The sequence below is a fragment of the Methylobacterium oryzisoli genome (genome assembly GCF_046557895.1).
GTDB lineage: Bacteria > Pseudomonadota > Alphaproteobacteria > Rhizobiales > Beijerinckiaceae > Methylobacterium > Methylobacterium oryzisoli.
This window is the reverse complement of the sequence record NZ_JBKIBX010000005.1, coordinates 72,778-98,123: the sequence shown is the minus strand read 5'-3', so window position 1 is coordinate 98,123 and position 25,346 is coordinate 72,778. Positions and strand designations below refer to the sequence as shown.

General features: G+C 71.2%; 25 protein-coding genes. 14 read left to right on the top strand and 11 right to left on the bottom strand.

What is annotated here, in order from left to right; all coding sequences use genetic code 11:
* Nucleotides 1-45: 45 nt before the first annotated feature.
* From ccmE to ACKUB9_RS07100, 3 genes are all read left to right on the top strand, one after another.
* Complete coding sequence (gene ccmE / locus ACKUB9_RS07110; RefSeq protein ID WP_407519708.1) at nucleotides 46-558, top strand: cytochrome c maturation protein CcmE; 513 nt, start codon at nucleotides 46-48, stop codon at nucleotides 556-558.
* A 106-nt stretch (nucleotides 559-664) separates the two neighbouring features.
* A complete protein-coding gene (locus tag ACKUB9_RS07105) occupies nucleotides 665-2,653 on the top strand; it encodes a heme lyase CcmF/NrfE family subunit (protein ID WP_407519709.1) in 1,989 nt (662 codons plus the stop codon).
* Between the two features lie 4 nt (nucleotides 2,654-2,657).
* A complete protein-coding gene (locus ACKUB9_RS07100) occupies nucleotides 2,658-3,134 on the top strand; it encodes a cytochrome c-type biogenesis protein (RefSeq protein WP_407519710.1) in 477 nt (158 codons plus the stop codon).
* A gap of 4 nt (nucleotides 3,135-3,138) precedes the next feature.
* On the opposite strand, the gene ACKUB9_RS07095 is transcribed toward ACKUB9_RS07100, so the two are convergent.
* Nucleotides 3,139-4,284, bottom strand: coding sequence for a GGDEF domain-containing protein (locus ACKUB9_RS07095; RefSeq protein ID WP_407519711.1), 1,146 nt, complete (start codon nucleotides 4,282-4,284; stop codon nucleotides 3,139-3,141).
* A 361-nt stretch (nucleotides 4,285-4,645) separates the two neighbouring features.
* Here ACKUB9_RS07095 and ACKUB9_RS07090 point away from each other — a divergent pair, with 361 nt between their 5' ends.
* The 3 genes from ACKUB9_RS07090 to lanM all read left to right on the top strand — a co-directional run bounded on the left by ACKUB9_RS07090 (nucleotide 4,646) and on the right by lanM (nucleotide 7,277).
* Entirely contained in the window at nucleotides 4,646-5,245 is a 600-nt protein-coding gene (locus ACKUB9_RS07090; protein ID WP_407519712.1) for a PilZ domain-containing protein, read from the top strand.
* Nucleotides 5,246-5,402: 157 nt separating this feature from the next.
* Complete coding sequence (locus ACKUB9_RS07085) at nucleotides 5,403-6,725, top strand: hemolysin family protein (protein WP_407519714.1); 1,323 nt, start codon at nucleotides 5,403-5,405, stop codon at nucleotides 6,723-6,725.
* A gap of 147 nt (nucleotides 6,726-6,872) precedes the next feature.
* A complete protein-coding gene (gene lanM, locus ACKUB9_RS07080) occupies nucleotides 6,873-7,277 on the top strand; it encodes a lanmodulin LanM (protein WP_407519716.1) in 405 nt (134 codons plus the stop codon).
* Between the two features lie 37 nt (nucleotides 7,278-7,314).
* On the opposite strand, the gene ACKUB9_RS07075 is transcribed toward lanM, so the two are convergent.
* Nucleotides 7,315-7,542, bottom strand: coding sequence for a hypothetical protein (locus ACKUB9_RS07075; protein ID WP_407519717.1), 228 nt, complete (start codon nucleotides 7,540-7,542; stop codon nucleotides 7,315-7,317).
* A 279-nt stretch (nucleotides 7,543-7,821) separates the two neighbouring features.
* Between ACKUB9_RS07075 and ACKUB9_RS07070 the strand changes: the two genes are divergently transcribed.
* The 3 genes from ACKUB9_RS07070 (at nucleotide 7,822) to ACKUB9_RS07060 (ending at nucleotide 10,235) form a co-directional block, all read left to right on the top strand.
* Nucleotides 7,822-8,847 (top strand): adenylate/guanylate cyclase domain-containing protein, encoded by a 1,026-nt coding sequence (locus ACKUB9_RS07070; protein ID WP_407519803.1) that lies wholly within the window; start codon nucleotides 7,822-7,824, stop codon nucleotides 8,845-8,847.
* A gap of 324 nt (nucleotides 8,848-9,171) precedes the next feature.
* The gene (locus tag ACKUB9_RS07065) at nucleotides 9,172-9,312 is read left to right on the top strand and encodes a hypothetical protein (protein ID WP_407519718.1); all 141 of its coding nucleotides are present in this window, start codon (nucleotides 9,172-9,174) and stop codon (nucleotides 9,310-9,312) included.
* 467 nt (nucleotides 9,313-9,779) lie between these two features.
* The gene (locus tag ACKUB9_RS07060; RefSeq protein ID WP_407519719.1) at nucleotides 9,780-10,235 is read left to right on the top strand and encodes a Ros/MucR family transcriptional regulator; all 456 of its coding nucleotides are present in this window, start codon (nucleotides 9,780-9,782) and stop codon (nucleotides 10,233-10,235) included.
* 46 nt (nucleotides 10,236-10,281) lie between these two features.
* On the opposite strand, the gene ACKUB9_RS07055 is transcribed toward ACKUB9_RS07060, so the two are convergent.
* Nucleotides 10,282-11,064 (bottom strand): DUF1194 domain-containing protein, encoded by a 783-nt coding sequence (locus ACKUB9_RS07055; RefSeq protein ID WP_407519720.1) that lies wholly within the window; start codon nucleotides 11,062-11,064, stop codon nucleotides 10,282-10,284.
* A 340-nt stretch (nucleotides 11,065-11,404) separates the two neighbouring features.
* On the opposite strand from ACKUB9_RS07055, the gene ACKUB9_RS07050 reads away from it, so the two are divergent.
* The 3 genes from ACKUB9_RS07050 to ACKUB9_RS07040 all read left to right on the top strand — a co-directional run bounded on the left by ACKUB9_RS07050 (nucleotide 11,405) and on the right by ACKUB9_RS07040 (nucleotide 13,502).
* The gene (locus tag ACKUB9_RS07050; RefSeq protein ID WP_407519721.1) at nucleotides 11,405-12,154 is read left to right on the top strand and encodes a restriction endonuclease; all 750 of its coding nucleotides are present in this window, start codon (nucleotides 11,405-11,407) and stop codon (nucleotides 12,152-12,154) included.
* A gap of 128 nt (nucleotides 12,155-12,282) precedes the next feature.
* Nucleotides 12,283-12,540: a hypothetical protein gene (locus ACKUB9_RS07045; protein ID WP_407519722.1), complete on the top strand. Its 258-nt coding sequence runs from the start codon at nucleotides 12,283-12,285 to the stop codon at nucleotides 12,538-12,540.
* 86 nt (nucleotides 12,541-12,626) lie between these two features.
* Nucleotides 12,627-13,502, top strand: coding sequence for an SDR family oxidoreductase (locus ACKUB9_RS07040; RefSeq protein WP_407519723.1), 876 nt, complete (start codon nucleotides 12,627-12,629; stop codon nucleotides 13,500-13,502).
* 40 nt (nucleotides 13,503-13,542) lie between these two features.
* On the opposite strand, the gene ACKUB9_RS07035 is transcribed toward ACKUB9_RS07040, so the two are convergent.
* Nucleotides 13,543-13,809 (bottom strand): DUF6894 family protein, encoded by a 267-nt coding sequence (locus ACKUB9_RS07035; protein ID WP_407519724.1) that lies wholly within the window; start codon nucleotides 13,807-13,809, stop codon nucleotides 13,543-13,545.
* A 285-nt stretch (nucleotides 13,810-14,094) separates the two neighbouring features.
* Here ACKUB9_RS07035 and ACKUB9_RS07030 point away from each other — a divergent pair, with 285 nt between their 5' ends.
* Together ACKUB9_RS07030 and eutC are read left to right on the top strand one after the other, a co-directional pair.
* The gene (locus ACKUB9_RS07030; RefSeq protein WP_407519725.1) at nucleotides 14,095-15,474 is read left to right on the top strand and encodes an ethanolamine ammonia-lyase subunit EutB; all 1,380 of its coding nucleotides are present in this window, start codon (nucleotides 14,095-14,097) and stop codon (nucleotides 15,472-15,474) included.
* Entirely contained in the window at nucleotides 15,471-16,265 is a 795-nt protein-coding gene (gene eutC / locus ACKUB9_RS07025) for an ethanolamine ammonia-lyase subunit EutC (RefSeq protein WP_407519726.1), read from the top strand. Before ACKUB9_RS07030 ends, eutC begins: the two co-directional genes overlap by 4 nt.
* A gap of 6 nt (nucleotides 16,266-16,271) precedes the next feature.
* On the opposite strand, the gene ACKUB9_RS07020 is transcribed toward eutC, so the two are convergent.
* The 7 genes from ACKUB9_RS07020 to urtA all read right to left on the bottom strand — a co-directional run bounded on the left by ACKUB9_RS07020 (nucleotide 16,272) and on the right by urtA (nucleotide 25,167).
* Nucleotides 16,272-17,531: an MFS transporter gene (locus ACKUB9_RS07020; RefSeq protein ID WP_407519727.1), complete on the bottom strand. Its 1,260-nt coding sequence runs from the start codon at nucleotides 17,529-17,531 to the stop codon at nucleotides 16,272-16,274.
* A gap of 312 nt (nucleotides 17,532-17,843) precedes the next feature.
* The gene (locus ACKUB9_RS07015) at nucleotides 17,844-18,524 is read right to left on the bottom strand and encodes an invasion associated locus B family protein (RefSeq protein WP_407519728.1); all 681 of its coding nucleotides are present in this window, start codon (nucleotides 18,522-18,524) and stop codon (nucleotides 17,844-17,846) included.
* 515 nt (nucleotides 18,525-19,039) lie between these two features.
* Nucleotides 19,040-19,522: a Ros/MucR family transcriptional regulator gene (locus ACKUB9_RS07010; RefSeq protein ID WP_407519729.1), complete on the bottom strand. Its 483-nt coding sequence runs from the start codon at nucleotides 19,520-19,522 to the stop codon at nucleotides 19,040-19,042.
* Between the two features lie 648 nt (nucleotides 19,523-20,170).
* Nucleotides 20,171-20,881: an urea ABC transporter ATP-binding protein UrtD gene (gene urtD / locus ACKUB9_RS07005; RefSeq protein WP_407519804.1), complete on the bottom strand. Its 711-nt coding sequence runs from the start codon at nucleotides 20,879-20,881 to the stop codon at nucleotides 20,171-20,173.
* 104 nt (nucleotides 20,882-20,985) lie between these two features.
* Nucleotides 20,986-22,143, bottom strand: a complete 1,158-nt coding sequence (gene urtC, locus ACKUB9_RS07000; protein WP_407519731.1) for an urea ABC transporter permease subunit UrtC — start codon at nucleotides 22,141-22,143, stop codon at nucleotides 20,986-20,988.
* A gap of 4 nt (nucleotides 22,144-22,147) precedes the next feature.
* Complete coding sequence (gene urtB, locus ACKUB9_RS06995) at nucleotides 22,148-23,758, bottom strand: urea ABC transporter permease subunit UrtB (RefSeq protein WP_407519732.1); 1,611 nt, start codon at nucleotides 23,756-23,758, stop codon at nucleotides 22,148-22,150.
* A 122-nt stretch (nucleotides 23,759-23,880) separates the two neighbouring features.
* Nucleotides 23,881-25,167 (bottom strand): urea ABC transporter substrate-binding protein, encoded by a 1,287-nt coding sequence (urtA, locus tag ACKUB9_RS06990; protein WP_407519805.1) that lies wholly within the window; start codon nucleotides 25,165-25,167, stop codon nucleotides 23,881-23,883.
* Nucleotides 25,168-25,346: the final 179 nt, after the last annotated feature.

Here is a 25,346-nt window from a genome sequence, read left to right as displayed (position 1 = left end):
GACGGGCCGCGCCCGCCCGGGAGGCACGCCCATGAAGGCTCACCCATGACGCGCAAGCGGCGGCGTCTCGTCACCATCGGCGTCTGCGGGGCCGTGCTGGCCGTCGCCCTCGGCCTCGTCCTGTGGGCGATGCGCGGCACCATCGTGTTCTTCCGCTCCCCCAGCGAGGTCGCGCAGGCCGTGGTCGCCCCGGGGGTGCGCTTCCGCCTCGGCGGCCTCGTGCAGGAGGGTTCGGTCTCGCGGGGCCCCAACGAGACGGTGAGCTTCACGATCACCGACACCGCCGCCGCCGTGCCGGTGCGCTACCGCGGCCTGCTGCCCGACCTCTTCCGCGAGGGCCAGGGCGTCGTGACGGAGGGCGTGCTGGAGCCGGGCGGCGTCTTCCGGGCCGACACGGTGCTGGCCAAGCACGACGAGACCTACATGCCGCGCGAGGTCGCGGACGCCCTCAAGGCGCAGGGGCGCTGGCAGGAGGGCGCCAAGGAGGCCGGCAAGCCGGGAGAAGCGCCCCAAGCCGCCCCCAGGGCGGCGTCCGGGACGGACACGGCGACGCGCTGAACCGCCGCACGGGCGTGCGGCGGAAGGTCTTCGCGGCGCGGCCTGCGAAGGGGACTAGGATCACTGAGGGCTTTTCTCGGCCCGGCACACCGGAGAGGCGGCTTCCTTGCTGATCGAGGCTGGTCACTACGCGCTCGCGCTGGCGCTCGCCCTGTCGCTGGCGCAGGCCGTGATGCCGTTCTGGGCGGCGCGGATCGGGGACCCGGTGCTGCGCAGCGTCGCCGGACCGGCGGCGCTGGCCAGCTTCCTCTGCATCGCTTTCGCGTTCGGCGCACTCACCTATGCGCATGTCACGTCGGATTTCTCGGTCCAGAACGTCTTCGAGAACTCCCACGCGCTGAAGCCGCTGATCTACAAGTTCTCCGGCGTCTGGGGGAACCACGAGGGCTCGATGCTGCTCTGGGTCCTGATCCTGGCGCTGTTCGGGGCGATCGTGGCGCTCGCGCGCGACGCGGTGCCGGCAACCCTGCGCGCCAACACCCTCGGCGTGCAGGCCGCCATCACCTTCGTCTTCCTGCTCTTCATCCTGACCACCTCGAACCCCTTCGCGCGCCTCAACCCGGCGCCGTTCGAGGGGCGCGACCTCAACCCGATCCTCCAGGATCCCGGCCTCGCGATCCACCCGCCGCTCCTCTACGTCGGCTATGTCGGATTCTCGATCAGCTTCGCCTTCGCCATCGCGGCCCTGATCGAGGGGCGCATCGACGCCGTCTGGGCGCGGGCGGTGCGGCCCTGGACGCTGATCGCGTGGTGCTTCCTCACGGTCGGCATCGCGATGGGCTCGTACTGGGCCTATTACGAGCTCGGCTGGGGCGGCTGGTGGTTCTGGGACCCGGTCGAGAACGCCTCGCTGCTGCCCTGGCTCGCCGGGACGGCGCTCGTCCATTCCACGGTGGTGATGGAGAAGCGCGACGCGCTGAAGGTCTGGACGGTGCTGCTCGCCATCCTGACCTTCTCGCTCTCGCTGCTCGGCACCTTCCTGGTGCGCTCGGGCGTCCTGACCTCCGTCCACACCTTCGCCACCGACCCCACCCGGGGCACCTTCATCCTGGGCATCCTGATCCTGTTCATCGGCGGGTCGCTGGCGCTCTACGCGTGGCGGGCGCCGACCCTGCGCCAGGGCGGCCTGTTCGCGCCGATCTCGCGCGAGGGCGCGCTGGTGCTCAACAACCTCTTCCTGTCGGCGGCCTGCGCGACGGTGCTGGTCGGGACCCTCTACCCGCTGGTGCTGGAATCGCTCACCGGAGACAAGATCTCGGTCGGCGCGCCGTTCTTCAATCTCACCTTCGTGCCGCTCGTCGTCCCGCTCCTGCTGCTGGTGCCCTTCGGGCAGTCGCTGGCCTGGAAGCGCGGCGACCTGCGTGCGGCGGTGCAGCGCCTGCTCGCGGCCTTCGGGGTCGCGATCGCGGTCGCGCTCGGGCTCGCCGCCCTCACCTGGGGCGGGCCGGTGGCGGCACCGCTCGGCATCGGGCTCGGCGCCTACCTGGTGATCGGCGCGGTCATGGAGATCGCCGCGCGGGCGAAGGGCCGCTCGTTCGGCCTGTCGGTGCGCCGGGCCGTGGGCCTGCCGCGCTCGGCCTGGGGCACGGCGCTGGCGCATGCCGGCGTCGGCCTCACGGTGATCGGCATCGCCGCCCAGGCCTGGAGCGTCGAATCCCTCGCCACCGTGCCGCGGGGCGGGAGCCTGACCGCCGGTCCCTACACGGCGACGCTCGACGGCGTCGTGCCCCGCACCGGCCCGAACTACACCGAGACCGTGGCGCAGCTGACGATCCGCGACCGCGACCGGACCCGGATCGGCAGCCTCGAACCCGGCCGGCGCTTCTACAGCACCCGCAACATGGCGGTGAGCGAGGCGAGCCTGCTGACCGTCGGCGTGAGCCAGGTCTATGCCAGCGTGGGCGAGAGCCAGCCCGACGGGTCGCTGGGCCTGCGGCTCTACTACAAGCCGCTGGTGCTGCTGATCTGGATCGGCGCCGTGGTGATGGCCCTCGGCGGCGGGCTCTCGCTCACCGACCGGCGCTTCCGCGTCGGCGCGCCGGTCGCGCGCCGCGCGCGGGAGGCCGCCCTCCCCAAAGCCGTCCCGGCGGAGTAGCGGCATGCCTCGCACCGCAGCCCGGCGGGGCCTGGGCCTCGCTCTTCTCGCCCTAAGTCTTCTGGTCTCGCCGACCGCCCGCGCGGTGCAGCCCGGCGAGGTGCTGCCCGACCCCAAGCTCGAAGCCCGTGCGCGCGACATCTCGGCGGGCCTGCGCTGCCTCGTCTGCCAGAACCAGTCGATCGACGATTCCGACGCTCCCCTCGCCCGCGATCTGCGGCTGATCGTGCGCGAGCGCCTGCGCCAGGGCGACGACGACAAGGCGGTGGTGGATTACGTGGTGCGCCGCTACGGCGAGTTCGTGCTGCTGCGCCCGGTGCTGGCGTGGCACACGGCGCTGCTGTGGCTGACGCCGCTGCTCGCGCTCCTCCTCGGCGGGTTCGCCCTCTGGCGCGGCGCGCGCCGCCGCCGCCCGCCCGCGCCCGCCGCCCTGTCGCCCGCCGAGGAAGCGGCGGTGGCCGACCTGATCCGCCGGCCCTGACCGCTCAGGCCGCCCGCTCCCGCGCCGAGATGGCCTCCGCGAAGACGACGCGGTCGCGCCCGAGCGCCTTGGCCCGGTAGAGCGCCCGGTCGGCCCGCGCCAGCAGGTCGTCGAGGGCCGCCCCGGTGCTGCCGCCGATGCTGACCGTCACGGCGAGCCCCGCCACGCTCTCGGCCCGCATCCCGGCGACCGCCCGTAGGACGGTGCGGGCGAAGGGCCCCGCCGCGATCGATCCCGGCAGCAAGCAGGCGAATTCCTCGCCGCCGACGCGCCCGAACGGGGCGTCCGCAGGCAGCAGCGCCCGCACGACGGCGCAGAAGCCGACCAGCACCGCGTCCCCGACCCCGTGGCCGTAGGTGTCGTTGACGCGCTTGAAGTGGTCGATGTCGAACAGGAGCAGCGTGGCCGGCCCGCGGGCCAGCAATGCCGCGGCCTGCGCCTCGAAGGCGCGGCGGTTGGCGATGCCGGTGAGCGGATCGGTCTGGGCCGCGAGGCGCTGCTCGCGCTCCAGCCGCTCCTTGGCGAGCGCCATGAACAGGAAGGCGATCGCCACCGTGTAGAGCAGGGCGGCGAAGCACAGGATCGCCACCCACGGCGTCGCGGCGGGCGGCACGTCGCGCGGCAGCGGGAAGGCGAGCGTGACGGGCACCCGCACCGCGTAGAGCAGCGCCTCGCTCGCGAGGAGCAGCGCGGCCGGGTAGCGGGAGACCAGGGGCTCCGCCTTCCGCCCGCGCCAGATCTCGGCCGCGGCGGCGGCGCAGTAGAAGGCGCCGAGGCTCGATGCGAGGATCACCCGGGCGTCGATCGAGGCGTAGAAGGCCGGCACCGCGCAGGCCGTCAGCCAGGCGAGCGGACCGGCGAGCAGCCAGGCCGGGGGCGTGCGCCGGCCCGCGAAGCTGCGCGCCCCGCACCAGATCAGCCCGTAGGCCCCGAGCATCATCGCGTTGGCGGCGCCGATCGACAGGACGTCCGGGATCACCCCGCGCCCGCAGAGCAGCGCGGAGGCCGCGGCCCCGAGGAGGTGGGCCACGCCCAGGATCGCCAGGGCGCGCATGCGCCGCGCCTGGCTCCACGACAGCAGGAACAGGATCCCGACGATCAGGGCGACGAAGACCGTCACGGCCATCAGGGTCGAGGCATCGAGCGTCATCGGCGCGTGTCTGGGCTGGCCGTGGGGGTGCGATGCCGCGGGAGCCCGGTGGGACCGGGCCTGAGTCGCCTCACCACACCACGTGATGGTGAACATTTTTCGTCATCCGGCGATGAGCGCTTCCTGCCGTTGCAGAAGCGGCCGGCCAGGAGATGGGCCCGACCCGGGACGGGTGCCTTGGCCATCCACGTGAGGCTTCCCGAGCGGAAGGCCGCGACAGACCCCTTCGGCGCGCCGAATTCGACGGATTGTCGCGTCGCATTAAGGGCCGGGCAACCCTGGCGGCGCCAAGCTCGCGCGGCTCGGAACTCGCGCGACCCGCCTCCGCGAGCACATGCCGGGCGAGTGCAGGAAGAGCTTGATGCAACAGTCGAGAGAGGGTTCGGCATCGACCCGGCGGTCCGATTCGCGCGCGACCGCGCTGCGCGTCGTCGGACGCTTTCTCCTCCCGAACGGCGCGGAGCACGCCTGCGAGACGCGCACCCTCTCGCCCGATCACGCCGAACTCGTCACGGCGGTGCAGGGGCTGCCGGGCGATTCGGTGACGATCTACCTCGACAACATCGGCGTCCTGTCGGGGGTGATCACCGGCGTGACGCCGTCCGGCTTCTCCGTCGCCATCACGGTCGGCGCCGAGCGGCGGGCGCGCATCGCGGCGCGGCTCGACTGGCACGCGGCGCGCGCCAGCGGCATGGCCGAGCAGCGCAGCGACACCCGCATCGTGCCGGCGGAGACCGCCGTGCGGGTCCGGCTCCCGGACGGCGGCGTGATGTCCGGCCGGCTCATCGACCTGTCGATGACCGGCGCGGCGCTGGCGGTCGCGGCCCGCCCCGATCTCGGGGCCACCGTGACGGTCGGCAAGCGCTTCGCCACGGTGGTGCGCCACCTCGACGGCGGCATCGCGGTCACCTTCAAGCTCCCGTTCCGGCCCGAGACCTTCAACGAATCCGTCGTGCTCTGACCCGCGCCAGGGCGGGCGGGCCGCGGCGGCGCCCCCGTCCCGGCCCGCGGACGCTGCGGAAATGCCGCCGGGCGGATAGCCCTGCCGGCCGCAGACGGGCTATGACAGGAGCCGCGGCGCGGGCTGAGCCTGCCGCCGCGACGCGCCACGGGAGGCGGTGATTTTTTCCGACAGTCCTTGGGGAACAGGCCTCGGCTTGTTCGCCGTCGTGTTCCTGGTCTTCGCGAACGGGTTCTTCGTCGCGGCCGAATTCGCCCTCGTGGCGGTGCGGCGCAGCCGGGTTCAGGAACTGGTGACCGAGCGGCGCACGAACGCCGCCACGCTGCAGCAGGCCACCGACCATCTCGACGCGCATCTCGCGGCGACGCAGCTCGGCATCACCATCTCGTCCCTCGCGCTGGGCTGGGTCGGCGAGCCGGCGCTGGCCCACCTGATCGAACCCCTGCTCGCGTGGCTGCCGGAGCCGCTGGGCCGCACCGGCGCCCACGCCATCGCGGTGGTCATCGCCTTCGTGGTCATCACCTCCCTGCACATCGTGCTGGGCGAACTCGCGCCCAAGAGCCTCGCGCTCCAGCGCAGCGAGCGCACGGCGCTGGCGGTGGTGCGTCCGCTGCGCGTCTTCCTCTTGGTCTTCCGGCCCGCCATCCTGTTCCTCAACGGCCTCGGCAACGCGGTCCTGCGCGCCTGCGGGCTCCAGCCGGGCTCGGGCGAGGACAGCCTCCACTCGCCGGCCGAACTCACGCTCCTCGTCGCGGCGAGCCAGGAGGCGGGCCTGATCCGGGAATCGCAGCAGGAGGCGGTGTCCCGCATCTTCGGCATCGGCAAGCGCCGGATCCGGGACATCATGACTCCGCGCCACGAGGTCGACTGGATCGACGTCGAGGATTCCCGCGAGGTGATCCTCGAGACCATCCGGGCCTGCCGCCACGAGGGCTTGGTGGCGAGCCGGGGCGAGATCCACGAGATCATCGGCGTGCTGCGCAAGCAGGACGTCCTCAACCAGCTCCTCGACGGCGCGCCGATCGAGGTGAATGCCCTCATCCGCGAGCCGATCGTGGTCCACGAGGGCATGCCGATCCTGCGGGTGCTGGAGACCTTCAAGGCCAAGCCGGTGCGGATGGCCATCGTGGTGGACGAGTACGGCGACCTCGAAGGCATCGTCACCCAGACCGACCTGCTCGAAGCGATCGCGGGCGACATCCCGGACACCGAGGACGAGGAGCCGATGGTGGTCGAGCGCAGCGACGGCTCGCTGCTCATCGACGGGATGATGCCGGTGGTGGAGGCGTTCGACCGCCTCGGCCTGGGCGAGCGGCCGGACACGGACGATTTTTCCACGCTGGCGGGCTTCGTGATCTCGGAACTCGGCCGCATCCCGACCTCGGGCGACCACTTCCAGTGGCACGGCTGGCGCTTCGAAGTCGTCGACATGGATGGGCGTCGGGTCGACAAGGTGCTGGCGGAGCGCACGGACGGCTGAGTCCGGATCGGTCGGCGCGAGCGGATTTCTCGTGTGCCGAGATCTGGCCGCGCGCCGGGACGCCCCTACGTCAGGCAGGCATTGGCCGGATGCCGGGCCGCGGCCTCGACGGCTCGTCCAGCGGCGCCGGCGCGGAGGATGTCTTCGATGCTCACGACCCGCCACATCGTTCTGCTCGGCGCGCTCGCGACGGCCGTGCCGTTCGCCGCCCAGGCCAAACCGGCGCCCCGCGACGCCGTCATCAAGGCGGTGGACACCGACGCCGACGGCACGATCGACCTCCCCGAGGCCAAGGCTGCGGCCGCGGCGGTCTTCGACCGGCTGGAGAAGGATGCGGACGGCACCCTCGATGCCCGGGAACTGCGCGGCCGGGCGAGCGCGCGCGACCTCAAGGCGGCGGATCCGGACAGCGACGGGACGCTCACGAAGGACGAGTACCTCGCCCTGGTGGAGGCCCGCTTCAAGCGCGCCGATCCCGACAACGACGGCACGCTCGACGCGAAGGAGATGCGGACGCCGGCCGGCAAGGCCCTGGGGCGTCTTCTCCGGTGAGCGGAGGGCGGGCCCGGCGGCCCGCCTCTCCCTCGTGTCAGTCGCAGCGCTCGCTGCGGACCGTCTTGGTGTCGCCGAACTCGTTGGTCTTGCGCACGGTCTTGGTCTCGCAGTCGCCCACCGAGCCGGTGGTGTCGACCGAGCGCTTCTCGATCACTGTGGAGCGCTCGCGCTCGACCGGCGCGTCGCGGCGGATGATCACGTCCTGGGCGAAGGCGGGCGCGCAGGCGAGGGTCGCGAGGGCGGCGAGGGTGAGGATGCGCATGGAAGCCTCCTGGCTTGAGCGTAGGTTGCGCCTCAAACGCGGCCGCGGCGAAAACGGTTCCTGAATCGCCGGACCGGCGCGGGATGGTCTCGGCGAACGACGGCTCCGATCGTCCGGGTGATGCCGGAGCGCCCTGAAAAGAGCCCCAATCGGGTCCTACGCGCGGGTCCGACCCGTACTGGAGGGCTCCGTCCCGTGCCCGGCGCCGCCCCGCTTCCCCGCACCCCGACCGACCCGCAGCCGGGCCGGACCGCGCGGGCACCGCTCCGGAGTGCCCCGCTGACGGTCATCCCGCAGCACGCGTGGTTCTGGGTCGCCATCCTGGCGCTCAGCGCCGGCGCGGGGGTTCTCTACGACACCCTCTTCAACAACGGGATCCCGCTCGTCGCGGCGATCTACGGTTTTTGCACCGGGGCCTGCGCCCTCACGCTGGAGCGCGGGGTGCTGATGCCGCGCCTCCAGTCGCGCTTCCGGCGCCTGCCGACCTTCCTGTACGTGCCGGTGGCCGAACTCGCCTATGTGGGGATGATCGCGCTCGGCCACGGGCTCGGCGGCCTCGTGGTCTGGAGCACCGGGCTGAGCCAGGACCGCTTCGCCGACGCGGTCGTGCCCTCGCTCCGGGTTCTCGTCTACGCGCTGGCCGTCTCGGCGCTGCTCGTCTTCGTGGTGCGGATGCGCGACCTCATCGGGGCTGAGGTCTTCGTCAACCTGATGATCGGGCGCTACCACAAGCCGGTCGAGGAGCAGCGCATCTTCCTGTTCGTGGACGTGGTCGGCTCCACCGCCTACGCGGAGACCTACGGCGCCCTCAAGGCCCAGGCCTATCTCGGCGCCGTGTTCGCCGCCCTCGCCGAGCCGGTGCGGCGCTGCCAGGGCTCGACGGACGATTTCGTGGGCGACATGGCAATGATCACGTGGCCGATGGGCCGCGGGCTGCAGGACGCGCGCTGCGTGGCCTGCGTGTTCGCGATCCGCGACACGCTCGCGCGCGAGGCGGCGTCCTGGCGCGAGCAGTTCGGCACGGTGCCGGAGATCCGCGCGGCGCTCCACGGCGGCTCCGTCGTCACCGCCGAGGTCGGGGTCGACCGGCACAAGATCGCGTATTTCGGCGATGCCGTGAACGTGACCGCCAGGATCGAGACGCTGTGCCGGACGCTCGACACGCCGGTCCTGATCTCCGCCGACCTCCTCGACCGGCTGCCCCGGCTGCCCGAGGGCATCCGGGCGCGTCCCCTCGGCCGCCACGCGGTGCGCGGGCGCGACCAGGCGCTGTCGGTGGTCGCCCTGGAGCGCGCGGCGGGCTGAGGTCCCATCGCGGCGGGCGGATCCCCGTCTCCGAGGCCGCATGGCTGTCCGGGGAAAATGCCTCGACAAGGATGGCGCGGGGAACCCCTCTCCCGTGCGGGCTAGCCTATTCACACATCGCCGAATGAGGCGCGGGATCTCCTCTCCCCACACGCGGGGAGAGGAGAACCTGCACGACCCGACGTGTGAACCCGCAAGCCCGCACGGGAGAGGGGTTCCCGCGCCATCCTTGTCGAGGAATTTTCTCCGGACAGGCCTGCCGTGGCCGGAGCCAGGAACCGGTCGCGACGCGCCGCCGTTCCTTGTTCGGAGCGAGGGCCGGACATGCCTCCCATCCGCAAGCAGACGAGCGAGGACGGGCGGTGCACGCTCGTGATCGGCGATTCCGTCATTCTCGCGGACCTGAGCGAGGCCGACGCCGATGCGATCATCGCGGCTTACGGTCGTATCATCGCCGCGGCCTGATCCGGCATTCGGACCTTTGACGGTTCCTTAGCGCCCGTCTAAGTTGCGTCAGGCCGATCTGCGGCGACACGCCGCGCGTCGGTCGTCACTCCCAACGCACGAGCCCTGCATTCAGAGCCTTCGCATTCGACCCGGCCGCCGGGCAGGCTCTCGCTGCGTTCAGCAATACCAGTACTTTTCTACCTAGAACTCCGCCAAGAAACGGAATGCAGCGCCTCGGAGCCCCTCCCAAGGGTTATGCCGAGTGACCGTCTGTGACGTAATTTACAACCGTGAGCCGCGAAAGCGACACGAACCCCACGGTTGCAAGTGAAGACCGTGGGGATTTTGTTTTCCTCTTGCACGAAGGGCTTGAACGCAATATTTGGTAAAGCCGGCAGTAGGCAAACCTGCCCCGGCTCACCTGACTCATGCGGCCGGAATGTCTCGACGTTTGCAGGTTCCCCGGCGCAATGAGGGCAGGCAGGATGAGTGAGAGTACAGCTTCGACGGACCACATCGAGCTGGCGGCCGACATCGTGTCCGCTTTCGTGAGTAAGAACTCGGTTCCGGTGGCGGAACTGCCCGGTCTGATCGCCATGGTTCACACGGCCCTGGGCGGGCTGGGGAAGGCGACGGCCGAGGAGAAGCCGGCCGCCCTCTCGCCGGCGGTGCCGATCAAGCGCTCGATCACTCCGGAATTTCTCATCTGCCTGGAAGACGGCAAGAAGTTCAAATCGCTCAAGCGGCATCTCCGCTCGCGTTACGGCCTCAGCCCCGAGCAGTACCGGTCGCGGTGGAATCTGCCGCCGGATTATCCGATGGTGGCGCCGAACTATGCGGCGGCCCGCTCTGAGCTGGCCAAGACGATGGGCCTCGGGCAGCAGCGGCGGAAGTCCTATCCGGTCAGCCGCAAGGGGCAGGCCGCCCGGGCGGCCGAGTAGCGGGCCTCGTCGGCCGGCCGCCCTGGCGGCCGGCCCCTCTAGGATATCAGTCCCATTCGGGACTCGGCCGGTCCCCGACGAGGCAGTTCGCCCGCGGCCCGGCCTGGATGCGCTGCACCCGGGGCGGCTCGGGCTGGCCCGCCACCTCGCGCACGATCTTGGTGCGGATGGCGTCCGCGAACTGCTCGCGCTCGCGCACCGGCACCATGAAGCTGCCGTTCCCGCCGATCACGCAGTCCCGGTAGTAGAGATCGAGGTCCTTGATGTCCCAGGGACCGCTCGGCTCGCGGATCATCAGCGGCAGGCCGTTGATCACGATGCCCTGCGCCACCGCGTCGTCGCGCGCGCGGGTCACCGGGCGCCCCTGGTTGTTCGGACCGTCGCCCGAGACGTCGATGACCCGCCGCAGGGGCTCCAGCCCGGCATTGGCGAACAGGCCCACCGAGAAATCGATGGCGCTGGCGATCGAGGTCCAGGTCGAGCGCCGCGGCGGGCTCTGCGACAGCAGGTCCGCGAAGGCGAGAGCCTCCTCCCGCCCGGCGATCAGCGTCCAGGGCACCACCACGCGCTGGTTGCCCACGCCGGCCCACTCGACGTAGGTGACGGCGATGCGGCCGAGGAGCCCCTGGCGCACGGCCTGATGCACCACGGCGGAGCGGAACGCCTCGACGTAGCCGCTGCGCTGGATGAACTGCTCGTCGGCGGTCATCGACAAGGAGACATCCACGGCGAGCACCAGGGCGACGTCCACCTCCGTGGGGGGTTCGGCGCCGCGACTGCTGGTGACGCAGAGCAGGCAGGCGAGAACGGCGGCAACCCAAGGCCTCATCGGCGAACTCCCGCGCGCCGGACCCAGGGGATCGGCGCGGCCACGCCCCGTCGATCCGCCCGGATCTCCTTGATGTCACATCCTCTTCTCAACCGAACCGAGGACCGCTTCGGCGAATGATGCGCAAGGGCCGGCCGGCCGAGCATCGGCCGAGTGACGGCCCGGGTGCAAGCGCCGCGCCGCCCTTGCGCTGATCGGCCCCGCCCCCGGCCGCGTTCCGGCCGGGAGGCCGGCACAAGACGCCTGTGGACGCCGCGCCCCGTCCGCGCCCGGTTAGCCCGCGGGCAAGCGCCCGCTGCCAGGGTGCCGGCGTGAGGAGGGAGGCATTGAGGAGGAAGGCATGGCCGCGCCGCGCAGCATCGCCGATCTGCTGTTCTGGCCCGTGGTGGCGGGCGGGGCGGCGAGCCTGTGGTTCGGGCGTCCGGCACTCGTGGTCACGGCCCTGGTCGTCGCCGCCGTGCTGGCGCATCGGCTCGGACGCGGGGGCCGCTTCCGGCGGCGGGTGCGCCGGCTGGTGGCGCCGCACGGCGAAACACTCGCCCTGCGGCGGCGCCAGGAGACCTATGTCGATCCCTACGACAACGTGATCCTCGACGGCTGGCTGCGCGAGCGGGACTACTTCGTGGCCCGCACCCTGCGGCCCCGGCTCGACGCCGAGGGCTACGGCGACCTCGCCGAGGCCCGCCGCGAAGAAATCCTGGCGATCGTCGAGGCGGCCTCGCTCGCGGAGGAAGCGGACGCGGCGGAGGCGTGGCCGGAGGACGGGATCGCCTACGAGCGGTTCTGCGCCGCACTGCTGGAGCGCGCCGGCTGGCAGGCCCGCGCGACCCGGGCGGCCGGGGACCAGGGGGCCGACGTGATCGCCGAGTGGGACGGCCTGCGCCTCGTCCTGCAGTGCAAGCGCTACGCGAAGCCGGTGGGCAATGCCGCGGTGCAGGAGGTGGTCGCCGCCCGCAGCTACTGGAACGCCGACCGGGCCGCCGTGGTCTCGAACGCGGGCTTCACCCCGGCGGCGCGCAAGCTGGCGGGCGCGACCGGCGTGCTGCTGCTCCACCACGACGATCTGGCGAGCCTGCGGCCGCGGCGCTGACGCGCGCCGGCCCGGGGCGCGGACGGGGCGCGGAACAGCTTTCGCACGGGACCGTTGGTCAGGCGTCGCGCACGGGCCCTCCCGGGACCGGAGCCGCGCGACGGATGCCACATCTGGGAGATCGTTCGATGCGCGCGCTCGGCCTCGTGCTGGCCCCGCTATTCCTGGCCGCTCCGGCCTCGGCGCAACCCCTTCCGTTCTTCGACGACGGGCCGGAGGTGACCGGCAGCGTGCGCGCGGCGCCGCCCGGCGCCTACGCGGTGCAGCCCGACGGGTACGGCCCCCGCGTCTGCCAGAAATGGTGCCCGGCCGACATGGTCCCGTGCGATCCGCCGAACTTCAAGATCGCGGACGGGCGCTGCCGGCCGAACAGCGGCCGTTTCTGACACGGCCCACTCATCCTTCCGGGTGATCCTCCCGGTCGCGGCTCGGCGCGCGACCGGTCCCTGTCCTGCGTCCAGGAGCCACCGCCATGCCGGATTTGCCCAAGCCGGATTTCCCCAAGCCGCCCTTCAGCCGCCAGAAGCAGATCCCCATGCCGGGCCGGGATTCGGAGATGGATCCGCGGCCCGATTACGGCGAGACGCACTACCGCGGCACGGGGCGCCTCGCCGGCCGCAAGGCGATCATCACCGGCGGCGACAGCGGCATCGGCAAGGCGGTGGCGCTGGCCTTCGCGCGCGAGGGCGCGGACGTGCTGATCAGCTACTACGACGAGCACGACGACGCGCGCGAGGCCGGCCGCCTCGTCGAGGAGGCCGGGCGCAAGGCCGTACTGGTGCCGGGCGACATCAAGGACCCGGCCCATTGCCGCGCCATCGTCGAGAAGGCGGTGGCGGCCTTCGGCGGGCTGGACATCCTCGTCAACAACGCCGCCCACCAAGCCACCTTCCAGTCGCCCGAGGAGATCAGCGACGAGGAATGGGACGTCACCTTCCGCACCAACATCCACGCGATGTTCTACCTGACCAAGGCGGCGATGCCGCACATGCGGCCGGGCAGCGCCATCATCAACACGACCTCGATCAACGCCGATACGCCGAGCCCGCAGCTTCTCGCCTACGCCACCACGAAGGGCGCGATCCAGAACTTCACCGGCGGCTTGGCGCAGTTGCTGGCCGAGAAGGGCATCCGCGTGAACTGCGTCGCGCCGGGTCCGGTCTGGACGCCGCTGATCCCCTCGACGATGCCTCCGGAGAAGGTCGAGAATTTCGGCAGGCAGGTGCCGATACAGCGGCCGGCCCAGCCCTTCGAACTGGCGCCGGTCTACGTCATGCTGGCGGCCGAGGAGGCGAGCTACGTCTCGGGCGCCACCGTGGCGGTCACGGGCGGCAAGCCGCTGATCTGACCGCATCCCTCGCCCGCGCCGAGCGCCGCGGGCGGGATCCTCAGGCCGCCAGGCCGTCGGCCCGGGCGGCGCCGCTCGTCACGATGGCGCCGAGCGCCACCCGCATCACGGTCTGGCCGGTCTCGTCGCGCACCCGCAGCGCGAGATCGGCGCGCCGGCCGCAGGGCAGCGGCACGGCCGCGCAGGAGCGCAGCGCCCGCACGGCCTCGGCCCGCGCGACGCCGTCGTCCGCCAGAACCACGCCGACCTCGTCCCGGGCGTCAAAGCCCTCCGCTTCGAGATCGAAGAAGTAGCGATGCACGGGCATCCTCCTCACTGACCGCCTTGTGAAACCCCAAGTGGAAGCGGGCCGCTTTCACATGTGATAGTTGCTTGGCCTTGTTGCCCGGCCCGATCGTTGGCCACGAGGCAAGACGCATTCCAGCGGCGCGGCATCAGCCTAAATAGTCGGACGGCATGATCGGGCGAGGGCCGCGCCCGACAAAATCCGCGGATGGGGTCCGCGGGTGACATCCACGCGGCATGCGCCTCCCGCCGGATCGCGTCCCGCACGGCGTTTGCTAAGGTCGTGCGTCGAGGCAGGAGATCGCCCATGGCCTACCGGCACGTCGTCGGCCCCCGCAGCTGGGTCTTCTCGGATCTGGCGGACCTCATGGCCAAGGCGAGTCCGATCCGCTCCGGAGACCGGCTCGCCGGCATCGCGGCGGGCTCGGCGGAGGAATCGGTGGCGGCGCGCTGGTGCCTCGCCGACCTGCCGCTCACCGACCTGATCAACCGGCCGCTCATCCCCTACGAGGAGGACGATGTCACCCGGCTGATCCTCGACACCCACGATGCCGCGGCCTTCGCGGCGATCGCCCACCTGACGGTGGGGGACTTTCGCGAGTTCCTGCTCACGGCGGACGCCGCGACGCTGAGCGCGATCGCGCCGGGCGTGACGCCCGAGATCGCCGCCGCGGTCTCGAAGATCATGCGCAACCAGGATCTGATCCTGGTCGCCCGCAAGGCCCGGGTGGTGACGCGCTTCCGCAACACGATCGGGCTGCCCGGCACGATGGCGGTGCGCCTGCAGCCGAACCACCCCAGCGACGATCCCGCCGGGATCACCGCGGCGATCCTCGACGGCCTCGCCTACGGCTGCGGCGACGCGGTGATCGGCATCAACCCGGTCTCGGATTCGGTGCAGGCGCTGACGGGCCTGCTCCACCTCCTCGCCGAGACGATCGACCGCTTCGCCATCCCGACCCAGGGCTGCGTGCTCACCCACGTCACCACCACGCTCGAGGCGATGAACCGGGGCGTGCCGGTCGACCTCGTCTTCCAGTCGATCGCCGGCACGCAGGGCGCGAACGCCTCCTTCGGCGTGACGCTGCCGATGCTCAAGGAGGCGCACGAGGCGGCGCTCGCGCTCCGGCGCGGCAACCTCGGCGACGACGTGATGTACTTCGAGACCGGCCAGGGCTCGGCCCTGTCGGCGAACGCGCATCACGGGGTCGACCAGCAGACGCTGGAGGCGCGCGCCTACGCGGTGGCCCGCGCCTTCCGGCCGCTCCTCGTCAACAGCGTCGTGGGCTTCATCGGCCCCGAATACCTCTACGACGGCAAAGAGATCATCCGGGCCGGGCTGGAGGACCACTTTTGCGGCAAGCTGATGGGCGTGCCGCTCGGGGTCGACGTCTGCTACACCAACCACGCCGAGGCCGACCAGGACGACATGGACACCCTGCTCACGCTGCTGGGCGCGGCCGGCGTGACCTACGTGATGGGCGTGCCGGGGGCCGACGACGTGATGCTGAACTACCAGTCGACCTCCTTCCACGACCAGCTCTACCTGCGCGAGGTGCTGGGCCTGAAGCGGGCGCCGGAATTCGCCGCGTGGCTCGACCGCATGGGACTCGCCGATGCCGAGGGCCGGCTCCTGCCCGGCGGGGCGGCCCCGCTGCTGGCGGGTGCGCCGGGTCTCGCCGCATGAGCCCGGAGGAAGCGTGGCGGCGCCTCGCCGCCCTCACCCCGGCCCGCATCGGCCTCGGCCGGGCCGGATCCGGCCTGCCGACCCGCGAGGTGCTGCGCTTCGCCCTCGCGCACGCGCAGGCGCGCGACGCGGTGCACGCCGCGCTCGACGGGGGCAGCCTGCAGGCGGGCCTGGCCGGTCTCGGCCTCCCGGCGGTCGCGGTCGCCTCCGCCGCCCCGGACCGGGCGACCTACCTGCGCCGGCCCGATCTCGGCCGCCGGCTCGACGCGGCGAGCCTGGAGCGCCTGCGCGGCGCGGCGCACATGCCCGTCGACCTCGCACCCGTGGACCTCGCGCTCGTGGTGGCGGACGGCCTCTCGGCCCGGGCGGTGCACGAGGGCGCGGTGCCGCTCCTCGCCGCGCTTGCGCCCGCGATCGCCGCATCGGGCTGGTCGCTGGCGCCGGTGGTGATCGCCGAGCAGGCCCGCGTCGCGCTCGGCGACGAGATCGGGGCGGCCCTGCGGGCCAGGGCGGTCGCGGTGCTGATCGGCGAGCGGCCCGGCCTCTCCTCCCCCGACAGCCTCGGGGTCTACCTCACCTTCGCTCCCCGCCCGGGCCGCACCGACGCGGAGCGCAACTGCCTCTCGAACGTGCGCCAGGCCGGGCTCCGGCCCGACCTGGCGGCCTTCAAGCTGCACTGGCTCCTCACCCAGGCCTTCGCGCGCGGCCTCACCGGCGTGGCGCTGAAGGACGAGAGCGACCGGCTGCTCCCGGCCGAGCCGGACCCCGCGGCGCTCGACGCGCCGCGGTGAGCCGGTTCAGGCGCGCTGCGCGCCCGGGATCAGGCCGGGTTCGGGCTGCGCCGCCTCGGCGGGGGCGAGGACCTTGCCGCGCGGGCCGACCCAGGTGCCGACCCAGCGGCGCGACCACAGGGCGAGGCAGCCGAGCACCACGGCCGTGAAGACCGCGTAGCCCACGAACCCGGCCGCGAATCCGCCGGTGAACTGCTTCGAGAGGCCCATGGCGTTCGGCAGGATCGCGCCGCCGAGCGCGCCGACCTCACCGATCATCGACCCGGCCACCGCGGTGTTGGTCGGCCAGCGCAGGGGCACGAGCTGAAACAGTGCCCCGTTGCCGGCGCCGAGCGCCGCGAAGCAGACCATGAACAGGATCGTGGTGAGGAGGAGCGACGGCGAGGCGGTGAGCAGCAGGAAGGAGCCGACCGCGGCGAGCAGGACCACGGTGAGCACCAGGATGCCGCCGATGCGGTCGGCGAAGTAGCCGCCCACCACCCGGATGCCCGAGCCCATCAGCGCCGCCAGCATGGTCAGGCGGCCCGCCTCGACCTTGGTCACCGCGAACTGCTCGTAGAAGAAGGTGGGCAGGAAGTTCGACAGGCCGATGAAGCCGCCGAAGGTGATGACGTAGATCAGGTTGAAGGCCCAGCCGTCCTTCTCGAACAGGCAGGAGACGTGCTCGCGGAAGCTCTGGTGCTCGCGGTCCGGCGGCTCCTTGGCGAAGACGATCATGACGACGAGCGGCAGCGCCATGACGAGGCCGGCGAAGCCGTAGACCGCCTGCCAGCCATAGGCCTGGGCGAGGGGCGGGGCGAACAGCACGGCGAGCACCGTGCCGGAATTGCCCGCCCCCGCGATGCCCATCGCCAAGCCCTTGTGCTGGGGCGGGAACCAGCCCGAGCCGAGCGAGAGCGCGACCCCGAAGGACGCGCCCGCGATGCCGAGCAGCACGCCCATGGCCAGCACGTCGCCGTAGCTGTGGATGAAGAAGAACCCGTAGGCCATCGCCACCATGATCAGCACCATCTCGGTGATGGCGGCGTTCTTGCGGCCGATGTACTGGGCGAGCACGCCGAGCGGAAAGCGCATGATGGCGCCGGCCAGGATCGGCAGGGAGATCATGAAGCCGGTCTGGGCCGGCGAGAGCTTGTAGGTCTCGGTGATGAACGGGCCCATCGCGCCGTTCAGGACCCAGATCGCGAAGCAGAAATCGAAGTACAGGAACGCGGCGAACAGGGTCGGGGGATGCCCCGACTTCATCACGGTCTTGAAGCTGGCCATGCGTCGAGCCTCGAACTGGACCCCCGCGGGGGCTTTCGTCACGTCGCTGGAGGAGGACGATGCGCGGGGCCGGCCGCAGCCGCCTCCGTCATCCCCGATCGAACGGACAACCCTGTCCAAGGCACGGGCGCCCTTGCCCGGAGGCCGCGTGACGGCCTGCCCGGGCGGCACGTAGCAGCTATCGTGCCAGTGAGGCCGAAGCGGAGGCGGCCGGCATCCCCCTGGGCGGGTGGCGCGCGCGCCGCGCCGCGGCCTCGCGGCTCTGCCGCGAAATCAGGCAGGCAGGCGGCGCCTGCCGCCCGCGAAGGCAGATCAGCCCGCGAGAACGCCGAGCCGGGCCAGGGCAGCGGCGAAGCCCGCCAGCGGCACCGTGATGGTCTCCGCCTCCCCGTTCGGCCGCGTGCCGGTGACGCGCAGCGCGACCGCGGTCTTCATCGCGTCGGTGGCGACGGTCGGGAAGCTGATCGGCACGATGCAGCCCGCCGCCACGCAGGTCGTGTAGACCGCTCCCTTGCCGAGGGTGGCGTCGTCGAGCTTGAAGCTGATCCCGGGCTCGAGCTGCAGGCCGAGCGGCATCAGCACCACGCCCTCGCTGCGGCCGTCGCGGGGCTGGCGCAGCTCGATGCTGAAGCGCCGCCGCCCGGTCTGCGCCTCGCCCTGCGCCTGCGAGAGCTGGCACTCGCGCGCCTCGCCCTCGCGGGTGCAACTCACCGTCCAGTCGCCGTAGACCTCGGTCACGGCGCTGGCGCCCGGCGGCCAGCCGGCCGCCGCGGGCGCCCGGGCCGCCTCGGGGGCGGGGGTGGGCGCCGGCGCCGGGGCGGGCTTGCGGGCGGGCGGCGGGCGGCGCGGCGCGGGCTTAGCCGGAGCGGCGGGGGCCGCCGGCTCCTCCGCCGGGGCGGCCTCCTGGGCGCGGGCGGGCGGGGCGGCGAGGCCGAGCGCGAGAGCCAGCGCGAGGGCGAGACCGGGCGAAACGGGCGATCGGCGAGACGTCATGCGGGCTCCCTAGGGGACCGCCGGCCGCGGCGGCCGGTCCGGACTCGGGTCCCTCTAGAGCCGCCCGGCCCCGATGGAAAGCCGCGTCCGCGCGCAACATGTCATTGATACTGTTTTGACTTTGACCAATGAAAGAGCACCGCGCCCGGCTCCGGGGTTCCTCGGGCCGGGCGTGGGCAGCTCTGAATGAGGTCGTGGGTGGCCAGAGCTGCAAACCCAGTCGATCAGGGTCTCGCACCCGCCTCTTTCCCGGACGACCGAAACGAAGTGGAAGGAGATCCGGGATCCAGCCGAGGAAGTGCCGCGCAGCAGCTCAGATTTTCACCGTTGCAGACACAGAGACGCTTCGCGACATCTTGCTCTGGATCCCGGATCTCTTTCCGCTTCGCTTCAGTCGTCCGGGAAAGTGGAGGAATCGGCAGCGGGGTATCTCACCGCTCGACAAGGCCGTGTGCAACGGTCGTGCATGTGAGGCCGCGTCCGGTCGCACCGCGACCGAGCGCGGCTCCGGCCGCTCAGGGATCGCCCGGCCCGGGGGTGGGCTTCTTCCACTCCATGAGTTGCGCGAGCGGCCCGAGGTCGGGGTCCGCGCCGCCCTCGTCGTCGGAATCCTTGCGCAACCGGCCGCGCACCAGCGCCCCGCGGGCGATCTTCGCACGCTTGGCCGCGTAGTTCGGGGCGATCATCGGATAGGTGGGGTCGAGGCCCCACTTCGCCCGGTACTGGTCGGGGGTGAGCCCGCGGCTGGTCAGGTGGCGGCCCAGGGTCTTGTAGGGTTTCCCATCCTCCAGGCTGATGATGTAGTCGGGCGTGACGGTGCTCTCGACCGACACCCGCGCCGTCGGTCGCTCCGGGGCAGGCGCCCCAGCGTCGTCCACATCCTTCAGCGCCGAGTGGACGAGACGGATCAGTTCCGGCACTTCGGCGACCGATATGCTGTTTCTCGCCAGATAGACAGAGACGATGTCTATTGTTTTTTGTGTTAACTCTGTCGTCATGGCGCTTCGTTTCGGCTCGTTCGACCCGGCGGAGTTTAATATGGAGGACGGGTTCCGACTGTCAACGGCGGGCTCGTTCGGAATTGCTCAGTAAACAACCGCAATTGGATCGCGCCATCACATCTGAGTAGATCATGCTCACGACTTTCGGCTGCGTCAGAACGCCGGCCCGGATCGATGGTTCGCGTCCAGAATCGGTCTCTTTGGACTTCGACGCAGACATTCCGGCCGTATTTTCAGTTGGTTCCTGAATAGTTCAGCACATCTGCCTCGCGATCCACGGCAGCGTCGATGTAAAATCCTGAGGCGCGCGCAGGGGCAACGATCGCGCGACGATGTCGCCGACCCATTGATCGGCACGCGAGCGGATCCTGCGGAGACTTGAACGGATCGAAGACCGGATGGACGGGCGCTGACGCGGGCGCAGCCAGTATTGTGAGCCGGCATTACGACGCGGCCCGCCAACTTCACTGGCAGCGGGCGTGGTTCGACGCCGTTTCTGCGCGACGCGTCCGGCCCCGGTTGCCGCGCGCCAGGATGGCCGCCGGGGCCGTCACGGCTCCTGCGCCGCGCGCCTGCGACGCCGAATCGCGTGGATATTCGCGCCCCGCGGATCTGGGACCCCGCGGCTGCGGCCGTCGCGCCGGCTCAGCGGCCGAGATAGACCTCGACCACCCGCGGATCGGAGGACACGGCGTCGATCGATCCTTCGGCCAGCACCGCCCCCTCGTGCAGGCAGGTGACGCGGCAGCCCAGCGCGCGCACGAAATGCATGTCGTGCTCGACCACCAGCACCGCGTGATCGCGGGCGATGCCGCGCAGGAGCGCCGCCGTCGCCTCGGTCTCCGCGTCGGTCATGCCGGCGACGGGCTCGTCCACGAGGAGGAGCTTGGGGTCCTGCGCCAGCAGCATGCCGATCTCCAGCCACTGCTTCTGGCCGTGCGACAGGTCGGCGGCGGGGCGTGCGCGGTGGGCGAGGAGCCCGGTCGTGCTCAGGATGGCGTCGATGCGCTCGGCATGGCGCCGGTTGCGCCAGCCGAACAGCGAGGCGGCGGCCTCCCGCGGCCCCTTCAGGGCGAGCAGGATGTTGTCGGCCACGGTGTGGCTCTCGAACACGGTCGGCTTCTGGAACTTGCGGCCGATGCCGAGCTGGGCGATCGCGGCCTCGTCCATCCGGGTCAGGTCGTGCACGCCGTCGAAGACCACCTCGCCCGTGTCGGGCCGGGTCTTGCCGGTGATGCAATCCATCATCGTGGTCTTGCCGGCCCCGTTCGGCCCGATGATCGCCCGCATCTCGCCGGGCATCAGCGTCAGCGACAGGCCGCGCAGGGCGCGGTAGCCGTCGAACGTCACCCGGATGTCGTCGACGTAGAGGAGCGCGGTGGTGAGGCGGCGCTCCTGCGGGACCGCCTGGGTCGTGGGGCGGCGGTCGTGCGGGACCGCCTGGGTGGCGATGGCGGCGCTCACGATCCGCGTCCCTCCTCGGCGAGCTTGGGGGCGATCTCGCCGGGGGCGGGCCCCGGCAGGGCGGCCCGGGCGCGCCGGCCGCCGATGGCCTCGACCAGCGTGCCGACGATGCCGCGGGGCAGGAAGAGCGTGACGACGACGAAGAGCGCGCCGAGCATGAACAGCCACGCGTCCGGCATCGCTCCGGTGAGCAGGGTCTTGGCGTAGTTGACGAGCACGCCGCCCAGCGCCGCGCCCACCAGCGTGCCGCGCCCGCCGACCGCCACCCAGATCACCGCCTCGATGGAGTTGGCGGGCGCGAACTCGGAGGGATTGATGATGCCGACCTGCGGCACGTAGAGGGCGCCCGCCACCCCCGCCATCATGGCCGAGACTGTGAAGGCCAGGACCTTGAAGTGCTCGGTGCGGTAGCCGAGGAAGCGGGTGCGCGATTCCGCGTCGCGGATCGCGATCAGCACCTTGCCGTAGGCCGAAATCGTCATGGCGCGGGCGATCAGGTAGGCGAGCGCCAGCGCCAGCGCGGTGAGCACGAACAGCGTCACCCGCGTGCCCTGCGCCTGCACGGAAAAGCCCAGGATGTCCTTGAAGTCGGTGAGGCCGTTGTTGCCACCTAACCCCATGTCGTTGCGGAAGAAGGCGAGCATCAGCGCGAAGGTCATCGCCTGGGTGATGATCGACAGGTAGACCCCCGTCACCCGCGAGCGGAAGGCGAGCCAGCCGAACACGAAGGCGAGCAGCCCCGGCACCAGCAGCACCATGAGGGCCGCGACCGGGAACCAGTCGAAGCCGTACCAGTACCAGGGCAGGTCCTTGTAGTTCAGGAAGACCATGAAGTCCGGCAGCACCGGATGGCCGTAGACGCCGCGCGGGCCGATCTGGCGCATCAGGTACATGCCCATCGCATAGCCGCCGAGCGCGAAGAAGGCGCCGTGGCCGAGCGAGAGGATGCCGCAATAGCCCCAGACGAGGTCGAGGCTGAGCGCAAGCATCGCGTAGGCGAGGTACTTGCCCATCAGCGAGACCGCGTAGGTCGGCACGTGCAGGGCGGAATCCGGCGGAGTGAGGAGGTTGAGGACCGGGACCGCCACCGCGAAGGCGGCGAGGATGCAAAGGAAGATCCAGCCCTTGCGGTCGATGAGGCCGTCGAACGTCATGGGGTCAGGCCTCCACCGCGCGGCCCTTGAGCGCGAACAGGCCGCGCGGGCGCTTCTGGATGAACAGCACGATGAAGACGAGGAGCAGGATCTTGCCCAGCACCGCGCCCGCGAAGGGTTCGAGGAACTTGTTGGCCACGCCCAGCGTCAGCGCCGCCACCAGCGTGCCCCAGAGGTTGCCGACGCCGCCGAACACCACGACGAGGAAGGAGTCGATGATGTAGCTCTGGCCGAGGTTCGGCGAGACGTTGTCGATCTGCGACAGCGCGACGCCCGCGATGCCGGCGATGCCGGAGCCGAGCCCGAACGTGAAGGCGTCGACCCAGGGGGTGCGGATGCCCATGGCGGCGGCCATGCGCCGGTTCTGCGTCACCGCACGGGTCTTGAGGCCGAAGGAGGTGGCCTTGAGGATCAGGTTGAGGCCGAGGAAGACCGCGAGCGCGAACAGCACGATCCAGAGCCGGCCCCAGGTGATCGAGAGGCCGAACACGTCGACGGCGCCGGCCATGTAGGAGGGCGCGCCGACCTCGCGGTTGGTGGGACCGAACAGCGAGCGCACGGCTTGCTGCAGGATGAGGCTGACGCCCCAGGTGGCGAGCAGTGTTTCCAGGGGCCGGCCGTAGAGGTGGCGGATGATGCCGCGCTCGATCAGGATGCCGACGCCGCCCGCGACCACGAAGGCGAGCGGGATGGCGATCGGCAGCGACCAGTCGAACAGGCCCGGCATCTGCTGGCGGATCACCTCCTGCACCAGGAAGGTGGTGTAGGCGCCGAGCATCACCATCTCGCCATGCGCCATGTTGATGACGCCCATCACCCCGAAGGTGATGGCGAGCCCGATGGCGGCGAGCAGCAGCACCGAGCCGAGCGAGATCCCGTACCAGGCGTTCTGGAGGTTCGCCACGATGGCGAGCCGGGTCTCGACGCTGGCGATCGCCCGGGCGGCGCCCTCGCGCACGCCCTGGGACGGGTCGGCGGAGAGGCCGCGCAGGATCGCCAGCGCGTCGCCGTCGCCGCGCCCCTGCAGCACCGGGACCGCGCCGATGCGGGCGGCTTCCGGGGCGTCGGCCTTGGCGAGGAGGGCGGCGGCGCGGGCCTCCTCCATCGCGCGCTTCACGCCCGCATCGGTCTCGCGGGCGAGCGCCGCGTCGAGGGCCGGGAGCGCGGCGGCGTCGCGGGCCTTGAACACCGCATCGGCGGCGGCCCGGCGCAGGCTCGGGCTCGGTGCCACGAGGTTGAGGGCGCCCTGCGCGGCGTCGATCGCCCGGCGCACGCGGTTGTTGACCCGGACCGGCTTGAAGCTCTCCGTCCCCGGGAGGGCGGCGCCGGTGCGGGCGTCCGCAAGGCCGGCCCCCGTGCCGCCGGCGCCCTGGATCGCCAGGGTCTTGTCCTCGGGGCGGTAGAGAAGCTTGCCCTCGGCGAGCGCCTTGAGGACGGCCCCGGCTCTCGGATCGCCGCTGAGCGCGAGCGCGGCGATGCCGCCCTCGATGTCCGAGTAGCTGTCGCTCGCGAGCTTCGCGTAGGCGGCGTCGGCCGGCGTCTGCGCCCCCGCCGGCTGCAGGCCGGCCGCGCAGAGGGCCGCGAGGGCGAGGAGGAGGGTGAGCCAGCGGCGCATCCGGGGGTGTCCGATCGGGGAGAAGGGCCGCGCCTCACGGAGGCGGCGCGGGCAGCGCGTGAAGCATCCCCTCTCCCTTGCGGGAGAGGGGTTCCCCGCGGGTCACGCGGGACCGGAAGGGCTCACGCCCCGCCGCACTTCTTGGTCTTGGTGTTGTAGTTGCCGCAGTTGAGCTTGACCCAGTCGGCTTCGAGGTCCTTGGAGCCGTCGAGCTCCTTCGACCACGCGTCGCCCGGCACGAGGCCTTCGGTCTTCCACACCACGTCGAACTGGCCGTCGCCCTTGATCTCGCCGATGAAGACCGGCTTGGTGATGTGGTGGTTCGACAGCATCTCGGAGGTGCCGCCGGTCAGGTTGGCCTGCTTGGTGCCGGGCAGGGCCGCGATGATCTTGTCGGGATCGACGGTGCCGGCCTTCTCGACCGCCTTCACCCACATGTTGAAGCCGATGTAGTGGGCCTCCATCGGGTCGTTCGTCACCCGCTTCGGGTTCTTGGTGAAGGCCTTCCACTTGGCGATGAACGCCTTGTTGTCGGGCGTGTCGATCGACTCGAAGTAGTTCCAGGCCGCGAGGTGGCCGAGCAGCGGCTTGGTGTCGATGCCGGCCAGTTCCTCCTCACCGACCGAGAACGCCACCACCGGGATGTCGGTCGCCTTGATGCCCTGGTTCGCCAGCTCCTTGTAGAACGGCACGTTGGCGTCGCCGTTGATGGTCGAGACCACCGCGGTCTTCTTGCCGGCGGAGCCGAAATTCTTGATCGCTGCGACCCGTGTCTGCCAGTCGGACTGGCCGAAGGGCGTGTAGTTGATCGAGATGTCCTCAGGCTTCACGCCCTTCGACTTGAGATAGGCTTCGAGGATCTTGTTGGTCGTGCGTGGGTAGACGTAATCGGTGCCCTCCAGCACCCAGCGCTCGACCTTCTCCTCCTTCATCAGGTAGTCGACCGCCGGGATCGCCTGCTGGTTCGGCGCCGCGCCCGTGTAGAACACGTTGCGCTCGCTCTCCTCGCCCTCGTACTGGACGGGATAGAACAGGATCGAGTTCAGCTCCTTGAACACCGGCAGCACGGACTTGCGCGATACGCTGGTCCAGCAGCCGAACACCGCCGACACCTTGTCCTTCGCGATCAGCTCGCGCGCCTTCTCGGCGAAGAGCGGCCAGTTGGAGGCCGGATCGACCACGACGGCTTCGAGCTTCTTGCCGAGAACACCGCCCTTCTTGTTCTGCTCATCGATGAGCATGAGCATGACGTCCTTGAGGGTGGTCTCGGAGATCGCCATCGTGCCCGACAGGGAGTGCAGGATACCGACCTTGATCGTCTCCTGCGCGGAAGCGGCGGTCGCCGAGAGGGCGCCCAACGCCACGCCGCCCGCGACCGTCGCGCGTGCGAGCCATGCCTTCCAGGACATCGTCATGTTTTCCGTTTCCCCGACCCGTTCTTGCGGTCGCGGAGGCACCGGCAAGCGATGTGCCAAGTGGCAGGCCGGACCGGAGCCGTGCCGAAAACGCGCGCAGGCGCCTGAAAACCAGGGCAGTTCCGCGACGGCCCGGCCGCGGCCTGCCTAATTCTGAGGCAGAGAGCCCATTC